This window comes from Brachybacterium sp. AOP24-D1-21 (assembly GCF_052378665.1).
Classification (GTDB): Bacteria; Actinomycetota; Actinomycetes; order Actinomycetales; family Dermabacteraceae; genus Brachybacterium.
In genome coordinates this window covers 686,387-713,386 of record NZ_JBQSXX010000001.1, presented here as the reverse complement: position 1 = coordinate 713,386, position 27,000 = coordinate 686,387, and the positions used below count along the sequence as shown (strand labels likewise).

The 27,000-nt window shown below is 70.2% G+C and carries 22 protein-coding genes; 5 read left to right on the top strand and 17 right to left on the bottom strand.

Going from position 1 to position 27,000, the window contains the following annotated elements:
* Positions 1-6: 6 nt before the first annotated feature.
* The 9 genes from ACT3UF_RS03295 to ACT3UF_RS03255 all read right to left on the bottom strand — a co-directional run bounded on the left by ACT3UF_RS03295 (position 7) and on the right by ACT3UF_RS03255 (position 10,935).
* Entirely contained in the window at positions 7-669 is a 663-nt protein-coding gene (locus tag ACT3UF_RS03295; protein ID WP_444502341.1) for an aminodeoxychorismate/anthranilate synthase component II, read from the bottom strand.
* Positions 656-2,884, bottom strand: a complete 2,229-nt coding sequence (gene pknB, locus ACT3UF_RS03290; protein WP_444608009.1) for a Stk1 family PASTA domain-containing Ser/Thr kinase — start codon at positions 2,882-2,884, stop codon at positions 656-658. The genes ACT3UF_RS03295 and pknB overlap by 14 nt, the downstream gene beginning before the upstream one ends.
* Positions 2,881-4,494 carry a serine/threonine-protein kinase gene (locus tag ACT3UF_RS03285; protein WP_444502339.1) on the bottom strand — a complete coding sequence of 538 codons (1,614 nt, stop codon included), beginning with the start codon at positions 4,492-4,494 and terminating at the stop codon, positions 2,881-2,883. Before ACT3UF_RS03285 ends, pknB begins: the two co-directional genes overlap by 4 nt.
* A complete protein-coding gene (locus tag ACT3UF_RS03280) occupies positions 4,491-5,936 on the bottom strand; it encodes a peptidoglycan D,D-transpeptidase FtsI family protein (protein ID WP_444502338.1) in 1,446 nt (481 codons plus the stop codon). The genes ACT3UF_RS03285 and ACT3UF_RS03280 overlap by 4 nt, the downstream gene beginning before the upstream one ends.
* The gene (locus ACT3UF_RS03275) at positions 5,933-7,324 is read right to left on the bottom strand and encodes an FtsW/RodA/SpoVE family cell cycle protein (protein WP_444502337.1); all 1,392 of its coding nucleotides are present in this window, start codon (positions 7,322-7,324) and stop codon (positions 5,933-5,935) included. The genes ACT3UF_RS03280 and ACT3UF_RS03275 overlap by 4 nt, the downstream gene beginning before the upstream one ends.
* Positions 7,324-8,712, bottom strand: coding sequence for a PP2C family protein-serine/threonine phosphatase (locus tag ACT3UF_RS03270; protein WP_444502336.1), 1,389 nt, complete (start codon positions 8,710-8,712; stop codon positions 7,324-7,326). Before ACT3UF_RS03270 ends, ACT3UF_RS03275 begins: the two co-directional genes overlap by 1 nt.
* Positions 8,709-9,233 carry an FHA domain-containing protein FhaB/FipA gene (locus ACT3UF_RS03265; protein WP_299299461.1) on the bottom strand — a complete coding sequence of 175 codons (525 nt, stop codon included), beginning with the start codon at positions 9,231-9,233 and terminating at the stop codon, positions 8,709-8,711. Before ACT3UF_RS03265 ends, ACT3UF_RS03270 begins: the two co-directional genes overlap by 4 nt.
* A 7-nt stretch (positions 9,234-9,240) precedes the next feature.
* Entirely contained in the window at positions 9,241-9,954 is a 714-nt protein-coding gene (locus ACT3UF_RS03260) for an FhaA domain-containing protein (RefSeq protein ID WP_444502335.1), read from the bottom strand.
* Between the two features lie 234 nt (positions 9,955-10,188).
* The gene (locus ACT3UF_RS03255) at positions 10,189-10,935 is read right to left on the bottom strand and encodes a L,D-transpeptidase family protein (protein WP_444502334.1); all 747 of its coding nucleotides are present in this window, start codon (positions 10,933-10,935) and stop codon (positions 10,189-10,191) included.
* A 292-nt stretch (positions 10,936-11,227) separates the two neighbouring features.
* On the opposite strand from ACT3UF_RS03255, the gene ACT3UF_RS03250 reads away from it, so the two are divergent.
* Positions 11,228-12,091, top strand: coding sequence for a serine hydrolase domain-containing protein (locus tag ACT3UF_RS03250; RefSeq protein WP_441443622.1), 864 nt, complete (start codon positions 11,228-11,230; stop codon positions 12,089-12,091).
* Positions 12,088-12,897 (top strand): serine hydrolase domain-containing protein, encoded by an 810-nt coding sequence (locus tag ACT3UF_RS03245; protein WP_441443623.1) that lies wholly within the window; start codon positions 12,088-12,090, stop codon positions 12,895-12,897. Before ACT3UF_RS03250 ends, ACT3UF_RS03245 begins: the two co-directional genes overlap by 4 nt.
* 217 nt (positions 12,898-13,114) lie before the next feature.
* Here ACT3UF_RS03245 and ACT3UF_RS03240 read toward each other — a convergent pair whose 3' ends face one another.
* Entirely contained in the window at positions 13,115-14,416 is a 1,302-nt protein-coding gene (locus ACT3UF_RS03240) for an integrase core domain-containing protein (RefSeq protein ID WP_158541900.1), read from the bottom strand.
* Positions 14,417-14,675: 259 nt separating this feature from the next.
* A complete protein-coding gene (gene folP, locus ACT3UF_RS03235; protein WP_442332025.1) occupies positions 14,676-15,674 on the bottom strand; it encodes a dihydropteroate synthase in 999 nt (332 codons plus the stop codon).
* Positions 15,675-15,821: 147 nt separating this feature from the next.
* Here folP and ACT3UF_RS03230 point away from each other — a divergent pair, with 147 nt between their 5' ends.
* Both ACT3UF_RS03230 and ACT3UF_RS03225 read left to right on the top strand, forming a co-directional pair.
* On the top strand, positions 15,822-16,970 hold the full coding sequence (locus ACT3UF_RS03230; RefSeq protein WP_441443625.1) for an NAD-dependent epimerase/dehydratase family protein: 1,149 nt from the start codon (positions 15,822-15,824) through the stop codon (positions 16,968-16,970).
* 10 nt (positions 16,971-16,980) lie between these two features.
* A complete protein-coding gene (locus ACT3UF_RS03225; RefSeq protein ID WP_444502214.1) occupies positions 16,981-18,114 on the top strand; it encodes a glycosyltransferase in 1,134 nt (377 codons plus the stop codon).
* Between the two features lie 7 nt (positions 18,115-18,121).
* Here ACT3UF_RS03225 and ACT3UF_RS03220 read toward each other — a convergent pair whose 3' ends face one another.
* The 5 genes from ACT3UF_RS03220 to ACT3UF_RS03200 are packed head-to-tail and all read right to left on the bottom strand — an operon-like array spanning position 18,122 to position 24,919.
* Positions 18,122-19,831, bottom strand: a complete 1,710-nt coding sequence (locus ACT3UF_RS03220; RefSeq protein ID WP_442332026.1) for an ATP-binding cassette domain-containing protein — start codon at positions 19,829-19,831, stop codon at positions 18,122-18,124.
* Positions 19,828-20,730, bottom strand: a complete 903-nt coding sequence (locus ACT3UF_RS03215) for an ABC transporter permease (RefSeq protein ID WP_444502213.1) — start codon at positions 20,728-20,730, stop codon at positions 19,828-19,830. The genes ACT3UF_RS03220 and ACT3UF_RS03215 overlap by 4 nt, the downstream gene beginning before the upstream one ends.
* A 4-nt stretch (positions 20,731-20,734) precedes the next feature.
* Positions 20,735-21,796 carry an ABC transporter permease gene (locus ACT3UF_RS03210; RefSeq protein ID WP_442332028.1) on the bottom strand — a complete coding sequence of 354 codons (1,062 nt, stop codon included), beginning with the start codon at positions 21,794-21,796 and terminating at the stop codon, positions 20,735-20,737.
* A gap of 4 nt (positions 21,797-21,800) precedes the next feature.
* Positions 21,801-23,552 (bottom strand): ABC transporter substrate-binding protein, encoded by a 1,752-nt coding sequence (locus ACT3UF_RS03205; protein ID WP_442332029.1) that lies wholly within the window; start codon positions 23,550-23,552, stop codon positions 21,801-21,803.
* Complete coding sequence (locus ACT3UF_RS03200) at positions 23,549-24,919, bottom strand: acyl-CoA dehydrogenase family protein (protein WP_442332030.1); 1,371 nt, start codon at positions 24,917-24,919, stop codon at positions 23,549-23,551. Before ACT3UF_RS03200 ends, ACT3UF_RS03205 begins: the two co-directional genes overlap by 4 nt.
* A gap of 313 nt (positions 24,920-25,232) precedes the next feature.
* Here ACT3UF_RS03200 and ACT3UF_RS03195 point away from each other — a divergent pair, with 313 nt between their 5' ends.
* Complete coding sequence (locus ACT3UF_RS03195; protein ID WP_444502212.1) at positions 25,233-25,841, top strand: GNAT family N-acetyltransferase; 609 nt, start codon at positions 25,233-25,235, stop codon at positions 25,839-25,841.
* A 95-nt stretch (positions 25,842-25,936) separates the two neighbouring features.
* Here ACT3UF_RS03195 and ACT3UF_RS03190 read toward each other — a convergent pair whose 3' ends face one another.
* Positions 25,937-26,782: a C40 family peptidase gene (locus ACT3UF_RS03190; RefSeq protein WP_444605891.1), complete on the bottom strand. Its 846-nt coding sequence runs from the start codon at positions 26,780-26,782 to the stop codon at positions 25,937-25,939.
* Positions 26,783-27,000: the final 218 nt, after the last annotated feature.

Sequence of the window (27,000 nt, the reverse complement as noted above, 5' to 3'; positions counted from 1 at the left end):
ACCTGCTCAGCCCGCGGTCATGAGGGGCTCGAGGCCCGCGGAGCGCTCGACGGCGTCGATGCCGTCGCAGAGCTCGAGGAAGCGGGCGAGCATCAGATGCCCGTTCTCGGTGAGCACCGACTCCGGGTGGAACTGCACCCCGTGCAGGGGCAGCTCCCGATGCGCCAGGCCCATCACCATGCCGTCGGCCGTGCGAGCCGTGACCTCGAGCTCGGCGGGGATCGTCTCCGGCACCACGGTGAGGGAGTGGTAGCGAGTCGCGATCATCGGGGAGGGGACCCCGGCGAAGACGCTCGTGCCCTGGTGGGTGAGCTCGCTGGTGCGCCCGTGCATGAGCTGCGGGGCGTGGTCCACGGTGGCGCCGAAGAACTGCCCGAGCGCCTGGTGTCCCAGGCACACCCCGAGCATCGGCACCATCCGTGCGGCACAGGCTCCGATCACGTCGAGCGAGCGTCCGGCGGTGCTCGGGGTGCCGGGGCCGGGGGAGATGAGCACTCCGTCGACGCCGTCCAGGTCCACTGCGCCGTCGGCGGTCAGCGGCACCTCGTCATTGCGCACCACGACCGTCTCGGCGCCCATCTGCTCGAGGTACCCGACGATGGTGTAGACGAAGCTGTCGTAGTTGTCGACCACCAGGATCCGAGTGGTGCGCTTCTCAGCCGTTCCCATTGCCGTTGCCCTTCCCGTTGCCGTTCCCGCGACCGTTGTTGCCCTGTGCGCCGTCGTCCCCGTCATCGGGATCCTCGGTGGGCTCCTCCGTGGGCGTCGTGCTCGGGGTCTCCGAGGGAGTCTCGGTGGGCTCCTCCGTGGGGGCGGTGGTCGGGTCCGGGGTCGGCTCCGGGCCGGAGGAGACCACGACCTTGATCGTCGACCCGCGGTCGGCCTGCTCGTTCGCGCCGGGCTCGGTGCGGATCACCTGTCCCTCCGGCACGGAGGCGGAGAACTCGGTGGAGGGCTCGATGCCGAAGCCGGCCTCGCCCAGGGTCTGCTGCGCGGAGGCGAGGGGCTGCCCGGTGACGTTGGGAACGGTCACCGGTCCGGGCGCCGCCGCGATCACGAGGTCCACGCTCGAGCCGTAGGGCACCAGGCCGCTGTCCGCGGCGGGGGTCTGGGAGAGCACGGTGCCCGGCTCGGCCTCCGCGTCCTCGCGCTCCGAGGGCTCGGGCACGGTGAAGCCGCGCGCCTCGAGGGTTTCCGTCGCCTTCGCGATCTGCGTGCCCTCGACATCAGGTATCTGGACATTGCCGGAGGCGAAGCGCACCTCCACGGAGGAGCCCCTCTCCACGGTGGCGCCGCTCTGCGGGGTCGTGCTGGAGACGGTGCCCTGCTCCTGCGGGACGTTCTCCTCCTCCCCCTCGGTCATCGTGAGCCCCGCCGCCTCGAGCGCCTCTTGAGCCTGATCGCGGGTCATGTTCTGGAGCCCGTCCGGCACCTGCACCGACTCGGGCCCGGCAGAGACCGTCACCGCGACCGTCGCACCGGCCTCGACCTCCTCGCCCTCGGCCGGAGTGGTCTCGATGACGAGACCGGCCTCCACGTCCTGCGACTCCACGGTGGTGAACTCGGGCTCGAGCCCGACGTCGCGCAGGATGGCGCCGGCAGATTCGTCGGTCTCGCCGACGACCCCCGGCACCGGGACCAGGTCCGGGCCGCGCTCGCCGAAGGGCTGGAAGATCGCGATCGCGGCACCGGCCAGCGCGAGCACGGCCACGATCACCAGGATGATCAGCCACCAGGGCTTCTTGTGCTTCTCCTGCTCCTCGACCTCGTCGGCCGTGCGCAGTGCGAGCGGGCCGGTGGCGGGGCTCGGCGCGGAGCCGCCGCTCCAGTTCTGGGCGCGCAGGCCGGCGGTGTCGCCGATCCCGGCGGCACCTGCGCCGGCGGCCCCCAGTCCGGCGGCGCCGATCCCTGCGCCGGCACCGGTGATCGCGGGCAGCGCCTCGGTGGCGTCGTCGAGCGGGCTGAGCACGGTGGTGGCCTCGGCATCGCTGCTGCGCGGCACCGCGCCGCCGACCAGGGTCGGGGCCCGGCCCGCGACCACGGTGGCGATGTCACGGGAGAAGGCGACCGCGCTGGGGTAGCGCTCCTCGCGGTCCTTGGCCAGGCCCGTGAGGATCACCGCGTCCAGTGCGGGCGTGATCGCCGGGTTGTAGGCCGACGGGGCCAGCGGCTCCTCGCGCACGTGCTGGTAGGCGATCGAGACCGGGGTGTCGCCGGTGAAGGGCGGGCGCCCGGTGAGCATCTCGAACATCACGCAGGCGGCGGAGTAGATGTCGGAGCGGGCATCGACCAGCTGGCCGCGCGCCTGCTCGGGGGAGAGGTACTGGGCGGTGCCCATCACCGCCTGGGTCGCGGTCATCGCGCTGGTCGCATCCGCGATCGCGCGCGCGATCCCGAAGTCCATGACCTTCACCGCGCCGGCCTCGTTGATCATGATGTTGCCGGGCTTGATGTCGCGATGCACGATCCCGGCCCGGTGCGAGTACTCCAGCGCGCTCAGCAGCGCGGCCATGATTTCGCCGGCCTGGTGGGCATCCATCGGATGCTCGGGCTTGATGCGCTCGCGCAGGGTATCGCCGTGCACGTACTCCATCACGATGTACGGGATGGTGACGTCCGCCCCGGTGATGGTGGTCTGCTGCTCTTCGCCGGTGTCATAGACAGCGACGATCGAGGGATGGTTCAGGGACGCGGCGCTGTGGGCCTCCCGCCGGAACCTCTCCTGGAAGTTCGCGTCACGGGCCAGGTCCGAGCGCAGCACCTTGACGGCCACCGTGCGGTGCAGGCGGGTGTCCTCTGCGATGAACACCTCGGCCATGCCCCCGGTTCCGAGGATCTTGCCCAGGCGGTACCTGCCGCCCAGGACCACGTTTTCTTCGCTCACTCCACACCCGTCCTCGTGCCGTGGTCGACACCGACCGATTCGACCATCGTAGTTGTTGACGCGGTGTCACCTTCCCCGAGGTGAGCCATCTCCACGCCGGCCATCGCCGCCCAGGTCCCCGTCCCTGCTCCGGCCCCGGTGTCTGCGGCGGTGAAGGGGAGCATGCCCAGCCCGCCCAGCACGGCAGCGATGATCGCGACGATCACCAGGAGCAGCAGCACGAGTCCGGGCAAGGACATGCCGGCGAACTTCCGGCCGGTGGTGGAGGTGCCGTGGACCGTCCGGGAGGAGGCTGCGGTGTCCACATCGTCGAAGGCGCCGACCCCGAAGGCCCGGTCCGTGCCGTGGGTCCCCGGGCCTGCGGCGTCCGCTGGCGGGGAGGAGCGCTCGGTCGCTGCCTGCGCCTGCGCCGAGCGGGGAGCGGGCGCGGGTGACGCCGCGGAGCGGGCTGATGCCGCGGACCGCCGCGGGGCGGGGCCGGCCGAGGCCGCGGACAGCGCGGAGGGGCCCGACGCGGCGGAGCGGTGACGGATGCCCCGGCGACCGGAGAGCGGCAGCGGCATCGCGGCGGTACGGGTGCCGGTGGGCGAGGTCCCGTGGCGGGGACCGTCGGCAGACGGCGAGCCCGTGGACGGCGAGTTCGCGGAGGGCGAGCCCGCAGCGGGCGAGCTCGCAGAGCTGTCGCGGCCGGTGCTGCTGCGGGGACGGACGCGGTTCTCCCCGGTCCAGTCATGGTCCTCGACCCGGGTCACCGGGATCGCGCCGGTGGAGAAGCGCGGCTCGACGCCGCGCTGGATCGCCTCGAGGATCCGCGCCACCGCCGCCGCCGAGCGGGGACGGTTCGCGGGGGCCTTGGCCAGCATCATCATCACCAGGCGGCGCAGATCTGCGGAGATCGCCGCGGGCAGCTCCGGCGGCTGCTGCTTGACCTGTGCCATCGCGATCTCGACCTGGCTGGATCCGGTGAAGGGACGATGTCCCACGAGCATCTCGTAGCCCACGATGCCCAGCGCATAGATGTCCGAGAGCGAGGTGGCCTGCTTGCCCATCGCCTGCTCGGGGGAGAGGTACTGGGCGGTGCCCATCACCAGCCCGGTCTTCGTCAGCCGCGCCTGGTCCTTGCTGCGGGCGATGCCGAAGTCGGTGATCTTCATGGACCAGTCGTTCTTCTCGTCGACCAGCACGTTCTCGGGCTTCACATCGCGGTGCACGACGCCCTTGGAGTGGGCGGCGTCCAGTGCCCGGGCGAGCTCGATGAGCAGGGTGAGGACCCGCTTCTCCGGCAGCCCGCCGGGATTCTCCTCGATGAGGTCCGACAGCGGTCTGCCGGGGCACAGCTCCATCACGATGTAGGCGCGGCCGTCGAGCTCGCCGTAGTCGTAGAGCGCGGCGATGCCGTCATGCGAGAGCGCGGCGGTGTGGCGGGCCTCGGCACGGAACCGCTTGAGGAAGCCCTCGTCCCCCGCGTACTCCTCGCGCAGGACCTTGATCGCGACCTCGCGGTCGAGCTCCTGGTCGCGTCCCTTCCAGACCTGTCCCATCCCGCCGGTGGCGATCAGCGATGTCAGTTCGTAGCGCCCTTCGAGCACGAGCCCTGGGTTGGTCCTCATGGCTGGATCACCGCTTCCATCACGTTCTTGGCGATCGGCGCCGCTGTGCGCGAGCCGTATCCGCCCTCCTCGACCAGGACCGCCACTGCGATCTTCTGGTCGCCCTGCTGGCCATATCCCACGTACCAGGAATGGGGGGCACGATCCTCGCCCCATTCCGCGGTGCCGGTCTTCCCGCCCACCTCGACGCCGTCGATCGCGGCGGCCGAGCCGGTGCCGTCCTCGACCACCCCCACCATCATCTGCCGCATCTGCGCGGCATTGGCGGCGGTCAGCGGCTGGCCCAGCTCCTTCGGGCTGAGCTCGGCGACGGTGGAGAGGTCGCCCGTGCGCACCGCCTGCACCAGCTGCGGCTCCATCACCACGCCGTCGTTCGCGAAGGCCCCGGCGACCATCGCCATCTGCAGCGGCGTCACCCGGGTCTCGTACTGCCCGATCGAGGTGGTGGCCAGCTGCGCCGCGTCGAGCTCTTCCCCGATCGTCGACGGGGTGACCGACAGCGGGATCTCGAGCCGCTGCCCGAAGCCGAAGTCCGCGGCGGTCTCGCGCAGCTGGTCCTCGCCGACCTCCTGCCCGAGCAGGGCGAAGGAGGTGTTGCAGGACTGGCGCAGCGCGTCGGCCAGGGTGGAGACGTCGTCCGGGCCGCACGGCTCGGTGCCCCCGGACGCGCGGTTGTTCATCACCGCCGAGGAGTTCGGCAGCTGGTAGGTGCCGGGGCCGGGGATCTCGGTCTCGGCCGTGTACTGACCGGACTCGAGCGCAGCAGAGGCCACGACCAGCTTGAACGCGGAGCCCGGCGGGTAGAGGTCGCCGCCGATGGCGCGGTTGGTCAGCGGCCGCTCAGGGTCGTCGTTCAGCTCGGTCCAGGCGCGGCTCACCGCAGCGGTGTCATGCGAGGCGAGCAGGTTGGGGTCGAAGCTGGGCGCGGAGACCATCGCGAGCACCGCGCCGGTCTCCGGATCCAGCGCCACCACCGCGCCGCGGCGCCCGTCCAGGGCGTTCCAGGCGGCTACCTGGGCTGCGCTGTCGAGGGTGAGCTCGACGCTCGCGCCCTGCCCCTGCTCCCCCGAGAGGATCGCGGAGATGCGATGGTAGAACAGCGCGTCGGCCTCTCCGGAGAGGGTGTCGTTCAGGGAGCGCTCGATGCCCGTGAAGCCGTAGACCACGGAGTAGTAGCCGGTCACCGGGGCATAGATCTCGGCGGGGTCGTAGCTGCGGAGGTAGCCGTAGGTGTCCCCGGACTCGCGGGAGCTCGCGATCGCGTTCCCGTCCACCACGATCGGGCCGCGATGCCGCCCGTACTCGTTGTACAGGGTGCGGTCGTTCTGACCGTGAGCATTCAGCCGTCCCTGGGCGACCACCTGGAAGTAAGTGGTGGAGGTGAACAGGAGGATGAACAGCACCCCGGTCACCAGCCAGACGTGGCGCAGCGGCTTGTTCATGCGCCCACCTCCTGACCCGCACGCGGCGGTGCGGGCGCGGTGGAGCCCGAGATCTGCCGGGCGGCGGGCCGACGAGCGGCATCGGACAGCCGCACCAGGATCCCGGCGATGATCCAGTTGCACACCAGCGAGCTGCCACCGGCGGCGAGGAAGGGCAGGGTCAGGCCGGTCAGCGGGATCACCCGGGTGACACCGCCGACGACCACGAACACCTGCAGGGCCATCACGAAGCCGAGACCGCCGGCCAGCAGGGTGCCGAAGCCGTCGGAGATGCCGACGGCGGCGCGGATCGCGCGCTGCACCAGCAGCAGGTAGAGCAGCAGCAGGGCGAAGGCCCCGACCATGCCGAGCTCCTCCGCGAAGGAGGCGAAGATGAAGTCGGACTCCGCATGGGGCACCACGTCGGGCCGCCCCTCGCCGAGGCCGGCGCCGGTGATCCCGCCGTTGGCGAGGCCGAACAGGCCCTGGCTGATCTGCTCGCAGGAGGCGTAGTTCGCGCTCGAGAGCGGATCCAGCCAGCAGGTGATGCGGGTGCGCACATGACCCATCTGGGTGGCGGCGAAGACCGCGGGGGGCAGGAACATCACCGCCCCGATCACCAGCCAGCTGAGCCTGTCCGTGGCCACGTAGAGCATCACCACGAACAGGCCGAAGAACATCAGCGAGGTGCCCAGGTCGGTCTGGAACACCAGCACCGCCATCGCGAAGCCCCAAGCCACCAGGATCGGGCCGAAGTCCGACCAGCGGGGGAGCTGGATGCCCAGCACCTTCGGCCCCGCGAGCGCAAGGGTGTCGCGCCGGGAGACCAGGTAGCCGGCGAAGAAGATGGCGAAGGCGATCTTGGCGAGCTCTGCGGGCTGGAAGCTGTAGCCCGCGATGGAGATCCAGATCTTCGAGCCGTTGCGGGCAGAGCCGATCACCGGGGCCAGCGGCAGCAGCAGCAGCACCGCGCCGACCACGGCGCTGATCCAGGTGTAGCGGCGCAGGCGACGGTGATCCCTCAGCAGCACCAGCAGCGCGATGCAGAGCGCCGCACCGAGCACCGCCCACAGCATCTGCCGATCCGCGCTGCCCGAGCTGCGGATCCCGTAGATCTGGTTCGCCGCGTGGATGCTCTCGATCATCGCGATGCCCAGCAGATTCAGCAGTACCACGATCGGCAGGATCACGGGGTCGGCGTACGGTGCGCGCCACATCACCGCGATCTGCAGGGCGAGCGCGAGCACAGCGGCGCCGATCCCCACCTGGGTGAGGTTCTCGGGCAGTGCGTCATAACGGCCGAGGCCCACCAGTGCATAGGCGCCCACCCCGATGACCACTGCGGAGAGCAGCAGCAGCCCCTGGGTGAGGCGCCGCGGACGAGCGGTGTACGAGACGATCGTGGCCACTACGTCTCCTCGCCCTCATCGGGCGGCGGGATGGTGCGGTCGGAACGGGAGGGCAGGGGCTCCATGTCCTCGGCGGCGTCCTCCTCGAGGCCGCCCGCATCCGAGGCACCGCCGGCGTCGGAGGCGCCACCGCCGTCCGAGGGGGCGGGGGAGACGGCGGGCGGCGGCTGGTTCGCGATGGCGGCCTGCTCGAGCCGATCGATGATCTGATCGGCGGAGGGACGATCGGAGGCGTTGATCGTGTTCTCCACCTGCTGCCGGGTGACCTGAGGCAGAGCCTCGAGCTCGATGTCGGTGACCTCGATCGGATCGGACAGCGAGATCGGTCCCAGATCCTGCGAGATCCCCTGATAGAGCACCACGTGGGTGCCGTCGGTGCCGACATAGAACTGTCGCTGGGACCAGGCGTAGCCCGCCCAGAGCAGCCCGCCGAGCAGGGCGATCAGCAGCATCAGGGCCACCAGCGCGGGCCAGGGGCTGCGGCGCGGCGGCTCCTCCGCGGAGAAGTCCTCGTCCTCATAGGGAACCTCGGGCTCCTCCCGGGTCAGGGCGGCGGCCTTCGCGGCGGGCCCGGAGGCCGTCGTCGGGGCGTGGCGGTTGCGGGCCGCGGAGCCGACGATCTGCGGGCTGGTCGAGGGGGCCTCGACGCCGCGGGGAAGCGCGTCGAGATCCACCACGTCGGCGATGATGCAGGTGATGTTGTCGGGGCCGCCGCCCTTGAGGGCGAGCTGGATCAGCTCCTCGGCGCACTCCCCGGGATCCTCGATCTCCTTGAGGGTCGCGTCGATCGTGCCCAGCGACACCAGTCCGGACAGACCGTCGGAGCAGAGCATCCAGCGATCGCCCGCATGCGCGGGGCGCAGGGAGAGGTCCAGCTCGGGATCGGCATCCACGTCGCCGAGGACCCGCATGAGCACCGATCGCTGCGGATGCCGCTCGGCCTCGTCCTCGGTCAGCCGGCCCTCATCGAGCAGCCGCTGCACGAAGGTGTGGTCCTTGGTGATCTGGGTGGTCTCGTCCCCGCGCAGCAGGTAGGCGCGGGAGTCGCCGATGTGGGCGAGGGCGAACTTGCCCTCCGCGCGCAGCAGGGCGGTGATGGTGGTGCCCAGGCCTCGCAGCTGAGGCTCGTCCCGGGCACGGCGCAGGATCTCCTGATTGGCCGCGAGCACGCTCTCCTCGAGGGTGGCCACGATGTCCGAGGCAGGGGTCTCGGAGTCCAGCTGGGCGAGGCGGCCGATCGCGACCGACGAGGCGACGTCACCGCCGGCATGGCCGCCCATCCCGTCGGCCACCACCAGCAGATGGCTGCCGGCGTAGCCGGAGTCCTGGTTGTTGGACCGCACGAGGCCTACATCGGAGCGGGCGGCATATCGCAGGGCGATACTCATCGCGGACCTCGTCTCAGTTCGATCTCGGTGCGGCCGATCCGCACCTGGGCCCCGGGCCGGAAGGGCACGGCGCCCTCGATCCGGCGACCGGATACCAGGGTGCCGTTGGTGGAGCCCAGATCCTCCACCATCCACTCGCCCTCGCGCTGGAACACGCGGGCATGGCGGTTGGAGGCGTAGTCGTCATCCACGACCAGGGTGCATTCGGGGGCACGACCGATGAGGATCGGGGTGGATCCCAGCGTCAACGAGGTGCCGCGCAGAGGGCCGGCGGTGACGACCATGGCGGCCTGGGTGACCTCGGGGTCCGTGCGCAGCTGAGGTGGGCTGCCGGCCTCGGCGGCGGCGCCACCGATCGGCCCGGAGGCGGGGCGCTGCTCGCGACGCGGATCGCGGCTCGAGCGGGTGACCACGGTGGTGCCGAACAGGTCGTTGCGCAGCACCAGCACCACCACGATCACGAAGATCCACAGCGCGAGCACGAAGCCCAGGCGCAGGGCGACCAGTGTCAGTTCACTCATAGGGCGTTCACCAGCTGACCGGGCCGGCAGCGGGGAGCAGCACGGTCAGGCGGGTGCGGCCGATCTTCAGCAGCGAGCGGTCATGGAGGGCGACGGGCGTGCGGATCCGCTCGCCGTCGACGAAGGTGCCGTTGGTGGAGCCCAGGTCGGTGGCGATCAGGGTGGAATCCGCCTCGGCGCGCAGCTCGAGGTGATGGCGGGAGACCCCGGTGTCCTCGAGGATGATGTCCGCATCGCCGCCGCGACCGATCACGGTGACCGGGCCGGTCAGCAGGTACTGCTGCCCGTCGATCTCGATGATCGGGCTGCCGCCGGCCCCCGCCTGCGCGGCACCGGTGGCCGGGGCCACGCTGCCGCGCTCGGTGCGGGATTCGGTCTCGAACCGGCCGGTGCGCACCTCGTCGTCGCGTGCCAGTTCGATCGAGACCCCGCCGACGAACATATAGCGCTGCTTGTCGGCATGCTCGGTGAGGACCCGCTGCAGCTCGTCGAGGAGGGTGTCCTGCCAGGAGTCGAAGCGGTCGTAGTCCTGGGAGTGCAGGTAGATCGTGTAGACGTTGGGGGCGAGGGTCCGGGCGCGGTCGAGCACCTGGATCTGGTCATCGCACTCTCGCTTGAGCCCCTGTGCCAGGTCGAGCGGCTTCAGCTGGCCGCGGCCGGGCGAGAAGACGCTCGTCACGCCGCGATCGAGGCCGCGCTCGATCCGATCCAAGATCCCCACGGTGGTCCTTCGCTCTCGCAGTGGCTGACAGATGGGCGAGCGCCGATCGACGAAGTGGGTCGATGAGGCTGCTCGCCACCCGATCGTATCGCGAGAGCAGGTCCCTGCCGGGACCGCCGGGCGCGGGAGCGGCGAGGAAATCGTGCAGGGCTCGTGAAGAGGCGCGACCCTGGAGGGGAGGGACGGCGGCGCCACCCCTCCCCGGCCGGTTCAGCAGTCCGGCTCGGCTGCGCTTCAGTAGACGAGCACGCGGCGCCCCTTGATGAACCAGGAGCGCTGCCACAGCATGTCCGACGCGTCGACGGAGATCCGGCAGCAGCCGTGCGAGGCCGGGTAGGTGGGGATCGAGGTCGAGCCGTGGATCGCCCAGCCGCGGTCGTAGTAGCCGGGGCGGTAGAGGTTGCCCAGCGGACCGTTCTGCCAGCCCCTGCTGTACAGGCTGTACATCGAGAAGTCTCCTCGCGGAGTGGTCGCCGTCTTCCACCGACCCCCGGAGTAGTAGCGCTCGCCGCTGCCGGTGGAGGTGTTGAGGATGTAGGCCAGTGAGCCGCCGGTGGTGGCGATGATGATCTGCTTCTTCAGATCGACCTCGAAGCCCACGCCGGTGGTGATCCTGCGTGAGGGCCGGGTGCCGGCATCGAGCGCCCGATATGTCTTCGGACCCACGACTCCGTCCTTCCCCAGACCTGCCGCCTTCTGCAGCGCGAACACCGCCTGCTCTGTCAGGTGGCCGAAGCTGCCATCGGCTGTGCCGGCCCAGTATTTCAGGTCGTTCAGCCTCCGCTGCAGCGAGCTGACGGCAGATCCCCGACTGCCTCTGCGGAGCGTGGGCGGAGCGGCGTCCGCGGCGCCGGTGCCCAGTGCCAGCCCGGCACCCAGTGTGCCCACCCCGAGCAGCAGGGCGCGCCGGGACGGTGCAGCGATGGGCAGCAGCGCGCCGGTGGCGCGCTCCGGTCTCCGGGTGATGTCCAGGTGATTCATTCTTCCCCCTCATGCAGGTGCCGGCGGTTCGGCGAACCGTGGGTCCGGGATGCTCGTCGGTGAGCGATCGGCTACATCATGTGCACGCCAAGAACAGGTAAACAAGAGGAAAAAGCTGCAGCTCCTGAGGTTTCCCGGGAGCAATCGATAGCACTCCTGGTCGGGGCGACAAAACGGTCACGTCACGAAATGGCATCGAAGGAGGCGGGGGCTTCTGGACTGCTGACGGGGCGTGGCCCCTCGGCGGCACCGCCCGGACGTCTCGAGGCGGACAGCTCGAGGCGGATGTGCCATGTTCGGATGTGCCATATTTGAGCGCGTGGAGACCGAGACCCAGCCCGAGATCCCCGTCGACATCGACTTCGCGCATGCGGTGGGGGTGTCCGACGCCGAGCGCACCCTGCATCTCCAAGGCGATGACGCGCAGGTCTGGGACCTGGCGAGCGTCTCCAAGCCGCTGGCCGCGATCGGGGCCCTGATCGCAGTGGACCGCGGCCTCGTCGACCTCGACGAGCCCGCTGGCCCGGAGGGAGCGAGCGTGCGCCACCTGCTCGCCCACACCGCCGGCTACGCCTTCGACGGCGACGAGACCGTCGGCGCTGTCGGCGCCCGCCGCATCTACTCCAACACCGGCTTCGAGGTGCTCGCCGCGCACCTCGAGGAGGCCACCGGCTACGACTACGCCGACTGGATGGAGCAGACCGTCGTCGCAGGGCTCGACCTCACCGACCTCGAGGTCACCGGCTCGCCGGCCGCCGGCTACCGCGGCTCGATCCGCGACCTGCTGGCCGTGGGACGGGAGCTGCTCGCGCCCACGTTGATCCCCGAGGACCTCTGGCGCGAGGCGACTGCGGTCCAGTTCCCGGGGCTGGCGGGAATCCTCCCCGGCTACGGGCGGCAGAAGCCCAACGACTGGGGCTTGGGCTTCGAGATCCGCGGCCGGAAGAATCCGCACTGGACCGGCGCGCACTCCTCGCCGGAGACCTTCGGGCACTTCGGCCAGTCCGGCTCCTTCCTCTGGGTGGACCCGGCAGCCGGACTCACCGCAGCCTTCCTCGGCGCGCAGCCGTTCGGTCCCGATCACGTGCGGATCTGGCCCGGCCTCACCGATCAGATCCTCGCGCACTGGGGCGACGGGAGCGGGACCGCGCGATGAGCGCCCTGGACCTGCTCGACGATTTCGGCTTCGAGGCCGCAGCCATCGTGCTCGGCCGGGAGGGGGAGCGGGAACGGCGCGGCGACGTCCAGAGGCTGCGCCCATGGCGCTCAGTCACCAAGGCGCTCACCGGCTGCGGCGCCGCCCTGGCGCTGCAGCAGGGGTCGGTGGATCTCGAGGACCCGGCGGGCCCTCCCGGCGCGACGCTGCGCCACCTGCTCGCCCACGCCTCGGGCTACTTCTACGAGTCCGAGAGCACGCTGCAGGCCCCCGGCCTGCGCCGTCACTACTCCAACTACGGCATCGACGAGGCCGCACGACACATCGAGCGGGCGCTCGGCCGCGACTACGGCGACTGGATCCAGGAGCGCATCGCCGAACCGCTCGGGATGGGCTCCCTGCAATGGAGCGGCTCGGCCTCCGTCGGCGCCCATGGCTCCCTCACCGACCTCGCCCTCTTCGCCGCCGAGCTGCTGCAGCCCACACTGCTGGAGCCCCGCTGGTTCGCCGAGCTCACCGGCGTGCAGTTCCCCGAGCTGGTGGGGATCATGCCCGGCTTCGGCAAGCAGACCCCCAACCCGTTCGGGCTCGGCCTCGAGGTGCGCGGCGCCAAGTCCCCCCACTGGACCGGCACCGGCAACAGCGAGGCCACCGTGGGCCACTTCGGCATGCGCGGCACCGCCTTCTGGGTGGACCCCGTCGCCGGGCTCGCGCTGGTGGTCGGCACCTCCCACGACTTCTGCGACGCCCACCGAGAGGTGATGCCCCGCCTGGCCGACGCCGTGCTCACAGCGCACGGGGGCTGACGGGGCTCAGGGGGCTCGGTGGTGCCGCGTACCCCGTCGGCGCGCTCCACCCCGTCGAGCCGCTCCCCGATCGGCTGCCCCGTCCGCTCCCGTTGGCTACGTTGCGAAAAGTTCCATAATTTGGCACTTTTCTCGGCGTCGCGGAGGGGCGCCGGATTGTGATGTCTCAGGACTTCGGTGACAGTTCTGTATCAGGACATCGGTGACAGTTGATGTCTCAGGACATCGGTGACGGTTCGGGGTTCTTCGGTGGCCGGCCTCGGCGTTTGCCGCTCCGTTGACCCGTGTGCTTGGAGGCGTATCGGATGCCGAGCGGGGGCCAAGCGTGCTCGGCCAGGATCTCGCCGTGAAGGTCGACGAACGTGACGCTGGCCTGTTCGACGAGGACGTGCACTTCCTGCTGGGCATGAGGGTAGGAGACCTGGAACGCGACGCCGTGGAGGGTGATCGTGCCGTTGTTGTTCACCACCCGTGTTCGTTCACCGGTCTGGATGACCCGCTCCCGGGGGAGCTTCCGGGAACGCTTCTTGCTGTCCCCGACGGACTCGATGATCAGGCTGGGCTCCACGACAGGCCGGGGAGACGGTGCCGGCTCAGTCGCGTCCCAGGCTTGGCGTGGTGTGATCCGTCCGGGAAGTCCCTGGTGAGGGCGTTGCTCGTTATAGATGACGTCGAACTCGTCGACCTGTGCTTGGAGCTCTTCGATGCTTCCCGCGATGGGCTGCTTGTCCAGCCAGCGGAACAAGGTCTGGTGGAATCGTTCGTTCTTGCCCTGCGTGGTCGGCTTGTAGGGCTTCCCGGTGATCGCCTCGACTCCCAGCGCGGTCACGTGGATGACGAGCTGGCCCTTCATCCCACGGCGCGTGGGGTTCAGCGCGGCTCCGTTGTCGGTGAGCAGACGCTGTGGAGTTCCGCAACGCGCGGTGCCCTTGTTGAACACCGCGATCGCTGCTTCAGCGGTCTCGCTGCCCGCCACGTGAGAGGCGACCGCGAGGCGCGAATGATCGTCCTGGAGCTGGAAGATCACGCAGGTCCGGCCGTTGGTGAGGACGTACTGGGTCGCATCCAGCTGCCAGCACGCGTTCGGTGCCGGATAGACGAACCGCCGCCAGGACGCGCGAGGCCGCTTCCTCGGCTCCAGTCGAGCCACGCCTCGTTCGCGGAAGATCCGTGCCAGGGCCGCGATCGATGGCGCTTCAAGTCCCATCGCTTTCATCCGGTCGTGGACGCTGATCGGACCGTGATCCAGCCCAGACGCTTCGAGTGCGGCGCGGACCTGAACAGCCTGGTCCTTGACCTCTTCATCGAGCTGGCCCGGGGAGGTATGTGGTCGTTTGGTGCGGGGCTCGAGCACGGCCGCGGGCCCATCGACGCGGGCGCGAGCACGGAGGACGTAGAACGTCTTGCGCGAGATGCCGTGCTCGACGCAGAACGTGCTCACCGACCCACGCGGCGCGTCATCAGGCCACCGCGAGATGGCCAGGCGGACAGTGGGATCGACGGGCTCGTTTCTGCTCACCGCCCATTTTTACCGGCGAAGTGTCACCACCAAGAGCCACGGAAGTGTCACCGATGTCCTGATACAGAACTGTCACCGATGTCCTGCGACATAACAGGAGGGGCGCCGGATGCCGCGTGACGAAAGGTCCCATATCAGCGGTACTTTTTGGGGCGTGGCGGGAGCTGGGACGTGGCGGGAGCTGGGCAGGGCGGGATCTGGGCCGGGGCGGGAGTAGGACCGGGCGGGAGCAGGACCCGGGCTGAACCGGACCGCCGGGTCAGGTGTTGTGGACCAGCGGCCCGGCCGGGTCGCGCCAGCCGGCGAGCACTTCGAGCATGCGCACCAGGCGCACCGTGGCCTCCACGTCGTGCACCCGCAGGATCCGGGCGCCGTGGTGGATGGTCCACGCCGCGGCTGCGAGCGAGCCCTCCAGGCGGTGCTCCTTGGTCAGGCCCAGCGACTCGCCCACGAAGTCCTTGCGTGACAGCGCCGCCAGCATCGGCAGGCCGAGCGAGGAGTACTGCTCGAAGCCGCGCAACAGCTCGAGGGTCTGCAGGGTGTTCTTGTTCAGGTCCGGCCCGGGATCGAGCACCACTCGCGAGCGGGGGATCCCGGCCTCGAGCGCGCGCTGGAGACGTGCGGCGAGGAAGTCTCGCACCTCGGTGACCACGTCGTCGTAATGCGGCCGGGGGAGGGGCTGACGGGGCTGTGCCACGGAATGGGTGATCACCAGGGAGGCTCCGGTCTCGGCGACCGTGGCGGCCATCCGTGGATCCGAGAGCCCGGTGGTGTCGTTGATGAGGTCTGCCCCGGCCTCGATCGCGGCCCGAGCCACCTCGGCGTCGAAGGTGTCCACCGACAGCAGCACGTGCTCGGGCAGCTCATCGCGCAGCGCGGCGATCACCGGGACCACCCGCTCGATCTCCTCCGGCGCCGGCACCGGGTCCCCGGGGGCGAACTTCACCCCGCCCACGTCGATCAGGTCCGCGCCGGCGCCGGCGGCCTCGAGCCCGGCGGCCACCGCGGCCTCCAGAGCCCAGGTGCGGCCCTCGTCGAAGAAGGAATCACGGGTGCGGTTCACGATGCCCATCACCAGCACCCGGCGGGCGGTGTCCGGCAGCGGCCGAGGTGCGGTGGGTGCGGTGGGAAGGGAGGTGGTGGAGCGCGGTGCGGCGAGAGGCCGTGGAGCACTCGGCGTCCGCTCGGGTGCGGGCGATACAGTGGATCCGGCCACGGGAGCGCGGCGTGTCGCGCTCTCGTCCAGTGCGTTGTTCATGGTCCGTTCCTCCGCGGTTCAGGCCGGGTCCCCGCGTCTTTGAGCGGTGCCCGACCTGCACTACGTTATGGGTGGACACGGAAGTGCACAATCCGGCTGCGTCGTCCTTCGCACGCCGGGACTTTGACCTGATGGAGGACTCACGAGATGAAGATCGTCGTCGCCGGTGGAGATGGATTCTGCGGCTGGCCCACTGCCCTGTACCTCTCGCAGAAGGGCCACGACGTCACCATTGTGGACAACCTGGTGCGCCGCGAGATCGATGTGGAGCTGGGCTCGAACTCCGTGACTCCGATCCTCCCGCTCCAGGAGCGGGTCGAGGTCTGGAAGGAGGTGTCCGGGAAGGACATCGCCGCCCGGATCGTGGACCTCACCGACTATGACGCCACCGCCGCCGTCATCCGGGACGTCCAGCCCGAGGCGTTCGTGCACTTCGCCGAGCACCGCTCCGCGCCCTACTCGATGATCGATCGCGCCCATGCGATCGAGAACCACCGCAACAACATCGAGGGCACCCTGAACGTGCTCTGGGCGATCAAGGACTTCGCCCCCGACTGCCACCTCGTCAAGCTCGGCACCATGGGCGAGTACGGCCAGCCGAACATCGACATCGAAGAGGGCTGGCTCGAGGTCGAGCACAAGGGCCGCAAGGACCGCCTGCCCTATCCCAAGCAGCCCGGCTCGTTCTACCACCTCACCAAGGTGCATGACAGCGACAACATCATGTTCGCCTGCAAGATCTGGGGCATCCGCGCCACCGATCTGAACCAGGGCGTGGTCTACGGCCTGGAGACCGCCGAGACGCGCCTGGACCCGCGCCTGGTCAACCGCTTCGACTACGACGCCGTGTTCGGCACCGCGCTGAACCGCTTCATCGTCCAGGCGGCCATCGGCCATGATCTCACCGTCTACGGCAACGGCTCCCAGACCCGCGGTTACCTGGACATCCAGGACACCGTGCGCTGCATCGAGCTGGCCTGCGAGAACCCGGCGGACGTCGGCGAGTTCCGCGTCTACAACCAGTTCACCGAGCAGTTCTCCGTCAAGGAGCTGGCCGAGAAGGTGCAGAAGGTCGCGGCGGACCTCGGCAACGAGGTGACCGTCTCCAGCATGGAGAACCCGCGCGTGGAGAAGTACGACCACTACTACAACGCCGTCAACACCAGCCTGCTCTCGCTGGGTCTGGAGCCGCACCTGCTGACCGACGAGCACCTCACCGAGGTCCTCAAGGTCGCGATGAACAACACCGACCGGGTCAAGCGCGAGCTGGTCATGCCCACCGTCACCTGGAAGTGACCCGCAGCCCGTGAAGATCGCGATCGTCACGGAGACCTTCCTGCCGTCGGTCGACGGCGTGGTGACCAGGCTCCGCCACGCCGTCGAGCGGATGACCGAGCTCGGCCACGAGGTCATGGTCATCGCGCCCGACCTCGGTGTCACCGAGCATCATGGGGCGCGGGTGGTGGGGGTCAAGCCCGTGACCCTGCCGTTCTACAAGCACCGCCGGTTCACTCTGCCGAACCCCACCGTGGACGGCATCATCCGCGGCTTCCACCCGGATGTGGTCCACGCCGCCCAGCCGTTGCTGCTGGCCTCCTCGGGGGCCTTCGCCGCGCATCGGCAGCGGATCCCGCTGGTCGCGAGCTATCACACGCATATCCCGCGCTACCTGGACCTCTACCGGGCCTACCGCTGGGGCAAGCGCCCCGTGTGGTGGCAGATCCGGCGCAACCACGCGCTCGCGGACATCAACATCGCCACCTCGGAGACGATGCGCGCCGAGCTCGCGACCCAGGGCATCCAGAATCTTCACGTGGTGCGCCGCGGCGTGGACACGCAAGCGTTCCATCCCCGCTTCGCCTCCGCGGAGATGCGGGAGCGCCTCACCCAGGGGCACCCGGAGAAGAAGCTCCTGGTGTTCGTGGGCCGCCTCGCTGCGGAGAAGGAGATCCACACGCTGCGACCGATGATGGAACGACGCGAGGACGTGGCGCTCGCGATCGTCGGGGACGGCCCGTACCGGCGCGAGCTCGAGCAGCTCTTCGCCGGCACCTCGACGCTGTTCCCCGGATTCATGGAGGGCGAGGAGCTCGCGGGCGCCTTCGCGAGCGCCGACGGATTCATCTTCCCCTCGGTCACCGAGACGCTGGGCCTGGTGATCCTCGAGGGGATGGCCTCCGGGCTCCCCGTGGTCGCCGCCCGCTCGGGGCCGACGATGGAACAGGTCACCGACGGGGTGGACGGGCTGCTGTTCGACTCCGGGGACGAGGCGAGCCTGGACGCGGCGCTGGTCCGGCTCGGCGACGGGGTGCTGCGCGGGCGCATCCGCGAGGCTGCCCGCGCCGAGGCGGAGAAGTTCTCCTGGGAGAACGCCTCCGATGACCTGCTGCGCTACTACGAGATGGCGATCGAGAAGCACCGCACCGGGATCACCGGCTGATATTCGGTCACTCCCTGGCCCTCGGCGCCCGGGGGATCGCGTCGATCAGCTCACGCGTGTACGCGGAGCAGGGCGCGGCGAAGACCTCCGCGGCCGGGCCCTGGTCCACGACCCGGCCCCGTTGCAGGACCGTCATCGAATCGGAGATCTGTCGCACCAGGCTCAGGTCGTGGGAGATGAACAGCATCGTCAGCGCCGGATCCTCGGCGCGCAGCGCGAAGAGCAGATCGATGATCTGCGCCTGCACGGTGACGTCGAGCGCGGAGGTGGGCTCGTCCAGCACCAGCGTGGACGGGGAGAGGATCAGCGCCCGAGCGATCGCGACGCGCTGACGCTGGCCGCCGGAGAGCCGGCCGATATGCCGCGCCGCGGTCTCCTCGGCGATCCCGACCTGTCGCAGCAGCGCCTGGGCGCGGGAACGCGCCTCCGCCTTCGCGGTCCCGCCGATGCGCAGGGGTTCTGCGACCAGGTCGACTACGCGACGGCGCGGATCGAGCGCGGCCAGCGGGTTCTGGTACACCAGCTGGAGCGCGGACGGATCGGGGTTGACGGCGGCGGGAATGCGCGGCCGCGGCGTTCCCGAGACCTCCACCGTGCCGGTGTCGAAAGCAGTCAGCCCGGCGATGATCCGGGCGAGGGTGGTCTTCCCGGATCCCGACTCTCCGACCAGCGCATGGATCTCGCCGCGCCGCACCGTGACGTCGACCTCCTCGAGCACCCGGTGGACGCCGTCGAAGGACTTCGCCAGCGCGGTGACCTGCACCGCGGGCTCGCTCTCGAGGCTCTCCCGCCGGGTCTGCAGCGTGGCTCGCGCCGCCGCGTACTTCTGCGGCGTCATCGCGGGGACGTCGCGGAACAGCTGCAGCGTGTAGGGGGCTGACGGGCTCGCGACCACCTGCGCGGAGGAGCCCTGTTCGACGACGCGGCCGTGCTGCAGCACGACCACCCGATCGCTGCGCTCCGCGGCGAGGGACAGGTCATGGGTGATCAGCAGCACCGACAGGGACAGCTCGTCGCGCAGCTCTTCGAGGAGGTCCAGCACCCGCTTCTGCACCGTGACGTCGAGGGCTGAGGTGGGCTCGTCGGCGATCAGCACGCTGGGGTTCCCGGCGAGGGCACCGGCGATCAGGACGCGCTGGAGCTGGCCGCCGGAGAGCTCATGCGGATATGCCGCGAGCTTCCGCTCCGCATCGGCGATGTGCACGGTCTCCAGCAGCTCCCGGGCGATTCGTCGCGCCTCCCGCGGGGGAACATCGCGGGCCTGGCGCACCGACTCGGCGACATGCCCTCCGACGGTCTGCAGCGGGTCCAACGAGCCCAGCGGATCCTGCGGCACATACCCCAGAATGCTGCCCCGCACCGCCTGCCAGCCGCGCTCGCCGAGGCGGGAGACGTCCTGGCCGAGCAGGTGGACGCCGCCGGTCAGCCAGCGTGCATTGTCCGCGAGCAGACCGCTGATCGCGGAGGCGATCGTGGTCTTGCCCGACCCTGATTCACCGACCAGCGCGGTGGTGCTGCCGGTGGGGACGTCGAAGGACGCCTCGATGACCGTGGGGACGATGCGGCCACCGCTCGAGTAGCCGATGCTCAGGGAATCCACCGAGATCGCGGGCGGTGCAGTGACCGCGGGCGGCGCAGCGTTCGTGGGACGCGCAGTGGCCGTGGTCGCCACGGCGGCGGGGAGCGTGAGATCGAGATCGAGGTGATGGGTGGTCATGCGGTGGTCCTCCGGATCCTTCCCAGGACACCCTGCAGATGGGATGCCGCGAGCACGGTGATGACGATGACCGCTCCCGGAGCGAGGAGCAGCCAAGGGGCGGAGAGCAGGTACTGACGGCCCTCGGCCACCAGCAGCCCCCACTCCGGGTGCGGGGGCACGGCGCCGAAGCCCAGGAAGCTCAACGAGGAGATCCAGACGATCGAGCCGCCGAACTGCAGCGGGATCAGCGAGGCGACCGGGCCCACCGCGTTGGGCAGGATGTGATGGACCAGGGTGCGCGAGCGCGAGGAGCCCTGATGCTGCGCCGCCTCGACATAGGAGGAGGTGCGCACGGTGAGGACCTCCGCGCGGGTCACCCGGGCGAAGCTCGCGATCGAGGAGATGCCCACGGCGATCGCGGCATTGATTGCTCCGAAGCCCAGGGCCACGATGATCACCATCGACAGCAGCAGGCCCGGCACGGACAGCAGCACATCGATCAGTCGGCTGACCACCGCATCGACCCAGCCGCCCAGGTAGCCCGAGATGATGCCGAGGGCGAGACCGCCCGCAAGACCCACCGCGACGGCGACGGCAGAGGCGCTGAGCGAGGTCCGCGCCCCGTGGACGATCCGGGTGTAGAGGTCGCGGCCGAGGTAGTCCGTGCCCAGCCAGTGGGTGAGCGAGGGGCCATCCAGAGCCTGCGCGGTCGCAGCGCTGAGCGGGTCGCCAGGGGCGAGCAGAGCGGGTGCGAGGACCGCGATGACCAGCAGCGCCAGCAGCAGCATCGCCGCGATGTCGACGACGCCGAGAGAGGCCAGACCGGGGGAGATCCGAGCCCGGGAAGCCAGGCCACGGGAGGCGCGGGGTGGCGCAGGACGTGTCGAGGGTACCGTCGGGGAGTGGATGCTCGTCACGGGGTCACGCTCCTTCGGTCAGGACGGGCTGGGCGGGCTCGGCAGAGCGAGCAGGCCGGTCGGGCTGGGCGGGCTGGGCAGAGCGAGTGGCCCGGGCGTCGGCTCCCAGGCGGGACTCTGTGATGCTGATCCGGGGGTCGATCACCGGGTACAGCAGGTCCGTGGCGAGGTTGATCAGCGAGTACAGCGAGGAGACCAGTAGCACCACGGCGAGCACGATGGGTCCGTCCTGCGAGCGCACCGCCTGCTCGGTGACATATCCGAGCCCTGCGCGGTGGAAGACCGATTCCACGATCACGGAGCCGGCGATGAGATCCGCGATCGTCAGGGCCAGCAGGGTCAGCGCCGGGATCGACCCGTTGCGGATGACATGCCGGGCGGCGATCGACCCCTGGGACAGGCCCCGTGAGCGGAGCACCCGGACGAAGGGCCTCCCATTCGCCTCGGTCAGCCCCTGGATGAGCACCTGGGTGATCGAGGGGCTGGCGGCGATGCCGAGGGTCAGCGCGGGGAGGATCAGGCTGGACAGACTCTCCGTGTCCAGAGACGAGACCCAGCCGAGCTGGTAGGAGAAGATCTGCAGCAGCAGCAGACCGATCAGGAAGCTGGGCGTGGCCAGGGACAGCGCCGGCACCAGGCGGGCGAGGCCGCGCACCGGCTCCCAGGGGGCGAAGACCGCGAGCAGCCCCACCGAGGCCGCGATCACTGCGGCGACGACCAGCGCCGCGAGGGCGAGCAGCAGCGTCGAGCCGAGCCCCTGCATCACCATGTCGCTCACGGCGCGGCCGGTCCCCAGCGAATAGCCGAGATCGCCCTGGAACAGGCGCCCAACCGTGATGAGGAACTGCAGCAGGGCAGGCTGATCGAGGTTGTAGTACTCGATGATCGCCTTCGCCTGCCCGGGCGGGATCGGGTTCTGGGGGTTGTCGAGGCGGTTGGCGACCGGATCGCCCGGCAGGGCGAACAGCACCCAGTAGGTGAGCAGGTAGGTGATGGCCACGACCAGCATGGCCTGGAGGATCCGGGTGATGAGATAGCGGGAGCGCATGGTGGGGGTTCTCCTCACGGGGTCACGGTCGATCGAGCCACGTGGCGTAGAACAGCGGTCGCGCCTCGGCGCTCCAGGAGAAGTCCTGCACATCGCTCTGCGCGGCGAAGATCTGGGAGTCCTTGAGCAGGGGGAGGACATAGGCGTTCTCGATGACGTGGTGCTGCAGCTCCGCCAGCAGGGCGGACCGCTCGGCGGGGTCCGTCGCAGTGGCCTGCTCAGTGAGCAGCTCATCGAGGGTCGGATCGGCGCCGTCGAGGGAGAAGGCGTCGGTGCCGTCGGCCGCCCACTGAGTGCGCAGCGTCGCCCAGGTCGCCGGATAGGGCCAGCCGGAGCGGACCGTGGCGACGTCGGGGGCGGCGTAGGCCTCGGAGACCTGGGAATAGTCCGCGTCGCGCAGCGACAGCTCGACACCGAGCTCCTTGAGCTGGGCCTGGACCAGCTGGTACAGCGGCTTGGCAGTCGAGTCGTAGACATCGATGACGGTGACCAGCGACAGGCGCTCGCCGTCCCGGCGGCGATAGCCCTCGCTGTCGAGATCCGAGAATCCTGCCTCATCGAGCAGTGCAGCGGCCTTCACCGGGTCGTAGGTGAGCTGGGTGCTGAGGTCGACGAAGCCGAAGGCGTCTTCGGTGACCACGCTCCGGGCGACCGCCCAGTTCTCGGTGTACAGGTCACTGACCAGGGAGGCGCGATCGATGCCGACCTGGAGCGCCTGGCGCACGCGCGCGTCCTGCAGCGCGGGGATCGAGACCCGCAGCTGCCAGTGATTGGTCGCGCCGATGCCCTGCGCGGAGAGGATCTGGAAGGACGGATCCTCGGCGAGCTGGAGCTCGTCGGCGGGCTGGAGGTAGCGGATCAGATCGGCCTGTCCGGAGCGGAGCGTTCCCAGCCGGGCCGTGTCGTCGGTGACGGCGTGGACCTCGAGGCGCTCGAGGCGCGCCTCGCCCTGATGTGCGAGGCTCGGCGGGGCCCAGTCGTAGCCCTGCCGCCGCACGAATACGATCTTCTCGCCGTACTTCTCGCTCTCGACGGTGAACGGGCCGCTGCCGATGATCCCGGTGATCTGCTGCTGGCTCTCCAGAGGCGCATCGATCGTGGCGTCCGCGACGAGCACGGCGGCCCATCCCGAGAGCACGTCGAGGAACTCGGCGTAGGGCTCGAGCAGGGTCACCGTGACGGTGCTGCCCGCGACGCTGATCCCCTCGAGCTGCGGCCACTGGGCCGAGGGCTGGATGCCCTTGGCGTCATCGCCCGCGGCCTGCCATTGCAGGTTCCGGGCCACGCTCGCGGCGTCCAGCGACGTGCCGTCGGAATAGGTCACGCCCTCACGGACGGCGAAGGTGTAGGTGAGGCCGTCCGCGGAGATCTCCCAGCTCTCAGCGATGTAGGGCTGCAGCTCGCCGGTGGCGGGATCCTTCCAGATCAGGCGATCGGCGATGTTCTCGAGGTAGGCAGAGTCCTGCCAGGTCCCGGCGCCCTGCGGCTGGGTGGAACGGCTCGCCTCGGCGTCGAGGTAGACGAGGGTCCCCCCGCTCACCGGGCTGCCGGTGGCGTTGCCGGCGGTGGCGCTGCCCGAGGCGGTGGCGTCGGCCCCACCACGGCTGGCCAAGCCCCAGGCGGAGGCCGCACCGACCACGGCGACCGCGGCGATTCCGCCGCCGATCATGCGTCGCCGACGGATCCTGCCGTCCTCGGAGCTGGCTCGGGCGAGGGCCTCCTCGAGTCGCTGGGAGGCGGGGTCGTGCTCGGCGGGACGGGTCTCGTCGTTCATCGGTGGGCTCCTGGTGCGGTCAGGTCACGGGGCGTGGCAGGGGGAGCGGGAGTCGCTGGTGCGACGTCCCCGAACTGCTCGGCGCTCTCTTCGACTCCGAGCTCGTAGGCGCCGATCAGCCGGCGCCGCTGCTTCATCGGGTTGTGGGAGGCGACGGTGCGAGCATGTCGCCAGAAGCGGTCGAAGCCGTGGCGCGTAGACACCTGCGAGGCGCCGCCGACCTCGAAGAGATCTGTGGTCAGGGTGAGCACCCGGTCGACGATCTCGCCCTGGATCCGGTAGACATCGCGCTTGGCCTGCCGGAAGTCCGCCTCCGAGGCGGCACCCCGCCGATGACCTTCGATGATCTGATCCCAGCGGTCGGCGACGGCCAGGACCAGGGTGCGGGCGGCGAAGGCCCCTGAGGAGGCGGAGCCGATGGTGTCCTGGACAAGGGGGTCCTCGCGGACCTCGGTGGCACCCAGGCGACCGAACAGGCGGCGGCGCCCCTGGACATAGGTCACGGACTCGCTCACCGCGGCCTGACCGATCCCGGCGATCACCGCGAGCAGGACCAGCTGGAACAGTCCCTGCCGCAGCTGGCCCTCGACAGTGGAGCGGTCGGTGCCGCGCACGTGCGCGGGGTCGACCAGGGCGCCGATGAAACGGGTGGTGCCGGTGCCGGTGAGCTGCTGGCCGAACCCGTCCCAGTCGTCCTCGCAGACCACGCCCGGCTGGTCGGTGGAGACCGTCACCAGCACCACGTCACCGTCCTCGGTGGTGGCGAGCAGGTCGATCCAGTCCGCGTAGATGCTGCCGGTCGTGTAGTACTTGGTGCCGCTGAGCACCAGCCGGTCACCCTCGCGAGTGAGGGTGGTGGCGATGTCGAGCGTCTCGGACTTCTCTGACTGGGCGTTGCCGATGAAGTCCCCGGCCACAGCGCGGGCGAACCAGAGATCCCGCTCCGCGGGCTCCGCGAACAGCGCTACTTCCTCCAGCAGCACGAAGTGCCCGCGGAAGAGGTGCGCCAGGTGGGAGTCGGCGGCGGCGAGGTCGGTGAGGTGCTCGAAGGTCTCGCGCAGCGACCACCCGAACCCACCGTGCGCCGCCGGAACCCGGACTCGCCCGAAACCGAGCTGGAGCAGCCGTGCCAGCAGTGCACGGGGCAGGACATGATCGGTCTCGCGCTGCCGCACCTGCCGGGCCGCTTCGGTGAGCAGGGCATCCCAGGCCGCTGCATTCCAGGCCGTCGCATCCCAGTCCGTGGCGTCCCAGTCCGTCACGTCTCGAGAGGCGGAGCCCCGGGCAGCGGCGTCGTTCCCCGAGGCATCGAAGGAACCGTCGACCGGTCTCGCAGCGGAGGCTGCCTCGTGAAGGGTCTCAGTCATCGGTGGGGCACCTTTTCAAGTGGGGTCGACGTCCAGGTCGTTCGCGCGCCGCGGGTGAACGCAGGGAACGCGGGGAGAGGTCGGGGGCGGAATGCGGGGGCCCTCCGAGGAGGACGCAGCCGAGCATAAGTAGCGCTTGGCCCACTCCCAAGGTTTGTGACGCGGCGCGACGGAGATCGCGAAGATGACGTCGCGAGAACGAGATCGCAAGCAGGGCGCCGCGCGAGCAGGACTGCGAACACGGCGCCGCGAGACCGGTGTCGGCATACGGGAAGGATCGACGCCATTGCCTCTTCACCCGCATGATCGAGGGATGACGAGCACTGCCCCCATGCCTCAGCCCCGCCCCGTTCCGCTCGAGAACCCACGGGTGCGGCTCGAGCCGCTCGGCGAGCAGCACGTGGACGGGCTGCGCGACGTGGTGGCCGACGGGGAGATCTGGAAGATCCCCTACGCGCCCCATGTCCCGGCTCCGGAGCGGGTCGCGGAGGCCGTTGCCGCGCAGTGCGCCTCCGATACCGCCGGGACGACGGCCTCCTGGGCCGTGATCGACCGGGCGAGCGAGCGGGTGGTCGGCCACACGTCTTTCCTGAACATCTCCCTGCGGGACCGACGCCTCGAGATCGGCACCACCTATCTGGCAGCCTCGATCCACCGCACCGGGATCAACGCCGCAGTAAAGCTGACCCTGCTCACCCATGCTTTCGAGGAGCTCGGCTGCCTCGGCGTCGAGTTCCGGGTCCACCACTTGAACATCGCCTCACGCCGCGCCGTCGAACGACTCGGCGCGCAGCAGGATGGGATCCTGCGCGCGCACCGGATCATGCCTGACGGCACCCTGCGCCATACCGTCGTCTACTCGATCCTGGCCGACGAGTGGAGCGGTGTGAAGGCGTCCCTGGAGCACCGTCTGCGCCGCTGAGCGCTCTGGCCCCTCCTGCGGGGCATGGGCGAGGCCCGGCCCCGCGTGCGGCGGAACCGGGCCTCGGTGAGTCGGCGTGCGGACCGACGGCGGGATCAGCGGTAGGTGACGAACCCGGTGGGGTTGCCCCATAGACCGCGCTCGACGACCTGCTGCTTCGAGCCGGAAGCGTCGATGATCTGGCCGTCGCCGGCGTAGATTGCGACGTGGCCGGGCCACACGACGAGGTCGCCGGGCTGCGCCTCCGACGGGGAGATGCTGCGGCCCTGGGCGGCGATCTGGCTGCTGGTGCGCGGCACCTCGATGCCGGCGGCCTCGTACGCGTGGTTCACCAGGCCCGAGCAGTCCATGCCGCCGAGCGAGCTGCCACCCCAGGAGTAGGGGGTGCCGACGGCGGAGCGGGCAGCGTCGACGATCGCGCTGCCGGTCCCGGAGGTGATGGAGGTCGGGACCGTGGTCGCACCGGCGGTCGGCGCGCCCGCGGAGGAGCCCCCGAAGGAGGGGGCGCCGCCGAGCGCGCCGTGCGTCTCGGGGCCCACCACGCCGTCGACCTGGAGGCCGTTCGCGGCCTGGAAGTCCTGGACCGCGGCGACGGTCATGGAGCCGAAGTAGCCGGTCTCGGGCAGCTCTGCGCCTTGAGCGTTCAGCGCGGACTGCAGCGCCTCGACGGCCTCGCCGGAATCGCCCTGGCGCAGCTTCTGGGACGAGCTGCCGGAGTCGGAGCCAGAAGCGGCGGGAGCCGAATGGGCGGCGCTGGGGTCTTCATCGCCGCCGGCGAGTGCGGTGTCGTTCGCCATCGCGGAGGTGCCGCCGGCGAAGGCGGCGCCGACCAGGACGGTGCCGAGCACGGCGCTGCCGCCGAGAGCGCGCGCCGCGCGGTGGGTGCCGGTGAGCGGGGTGACAGCGCGGCCGACTGCGCGGTGCGTGTTCAGATGTGCCATGGGGTCTGGTCCTTCTCGCGTACTGCTGGTGGTCTGGTGCATTCCGCGACGCGGCTCTCGGGGAGCGGTGAGATCCTGTGGGAGCGGGCCCACAGCCGGAGAGCCCGGGGAATGCGAGATCAACACTAGGAGCGGCTCCCGCGCACGTGAAGAGACGTGAACCGGCCGAAGAGAAGCATTTGTCGGCCCTTGGCCTGCGGGGCGGCCCAGATGGCCTC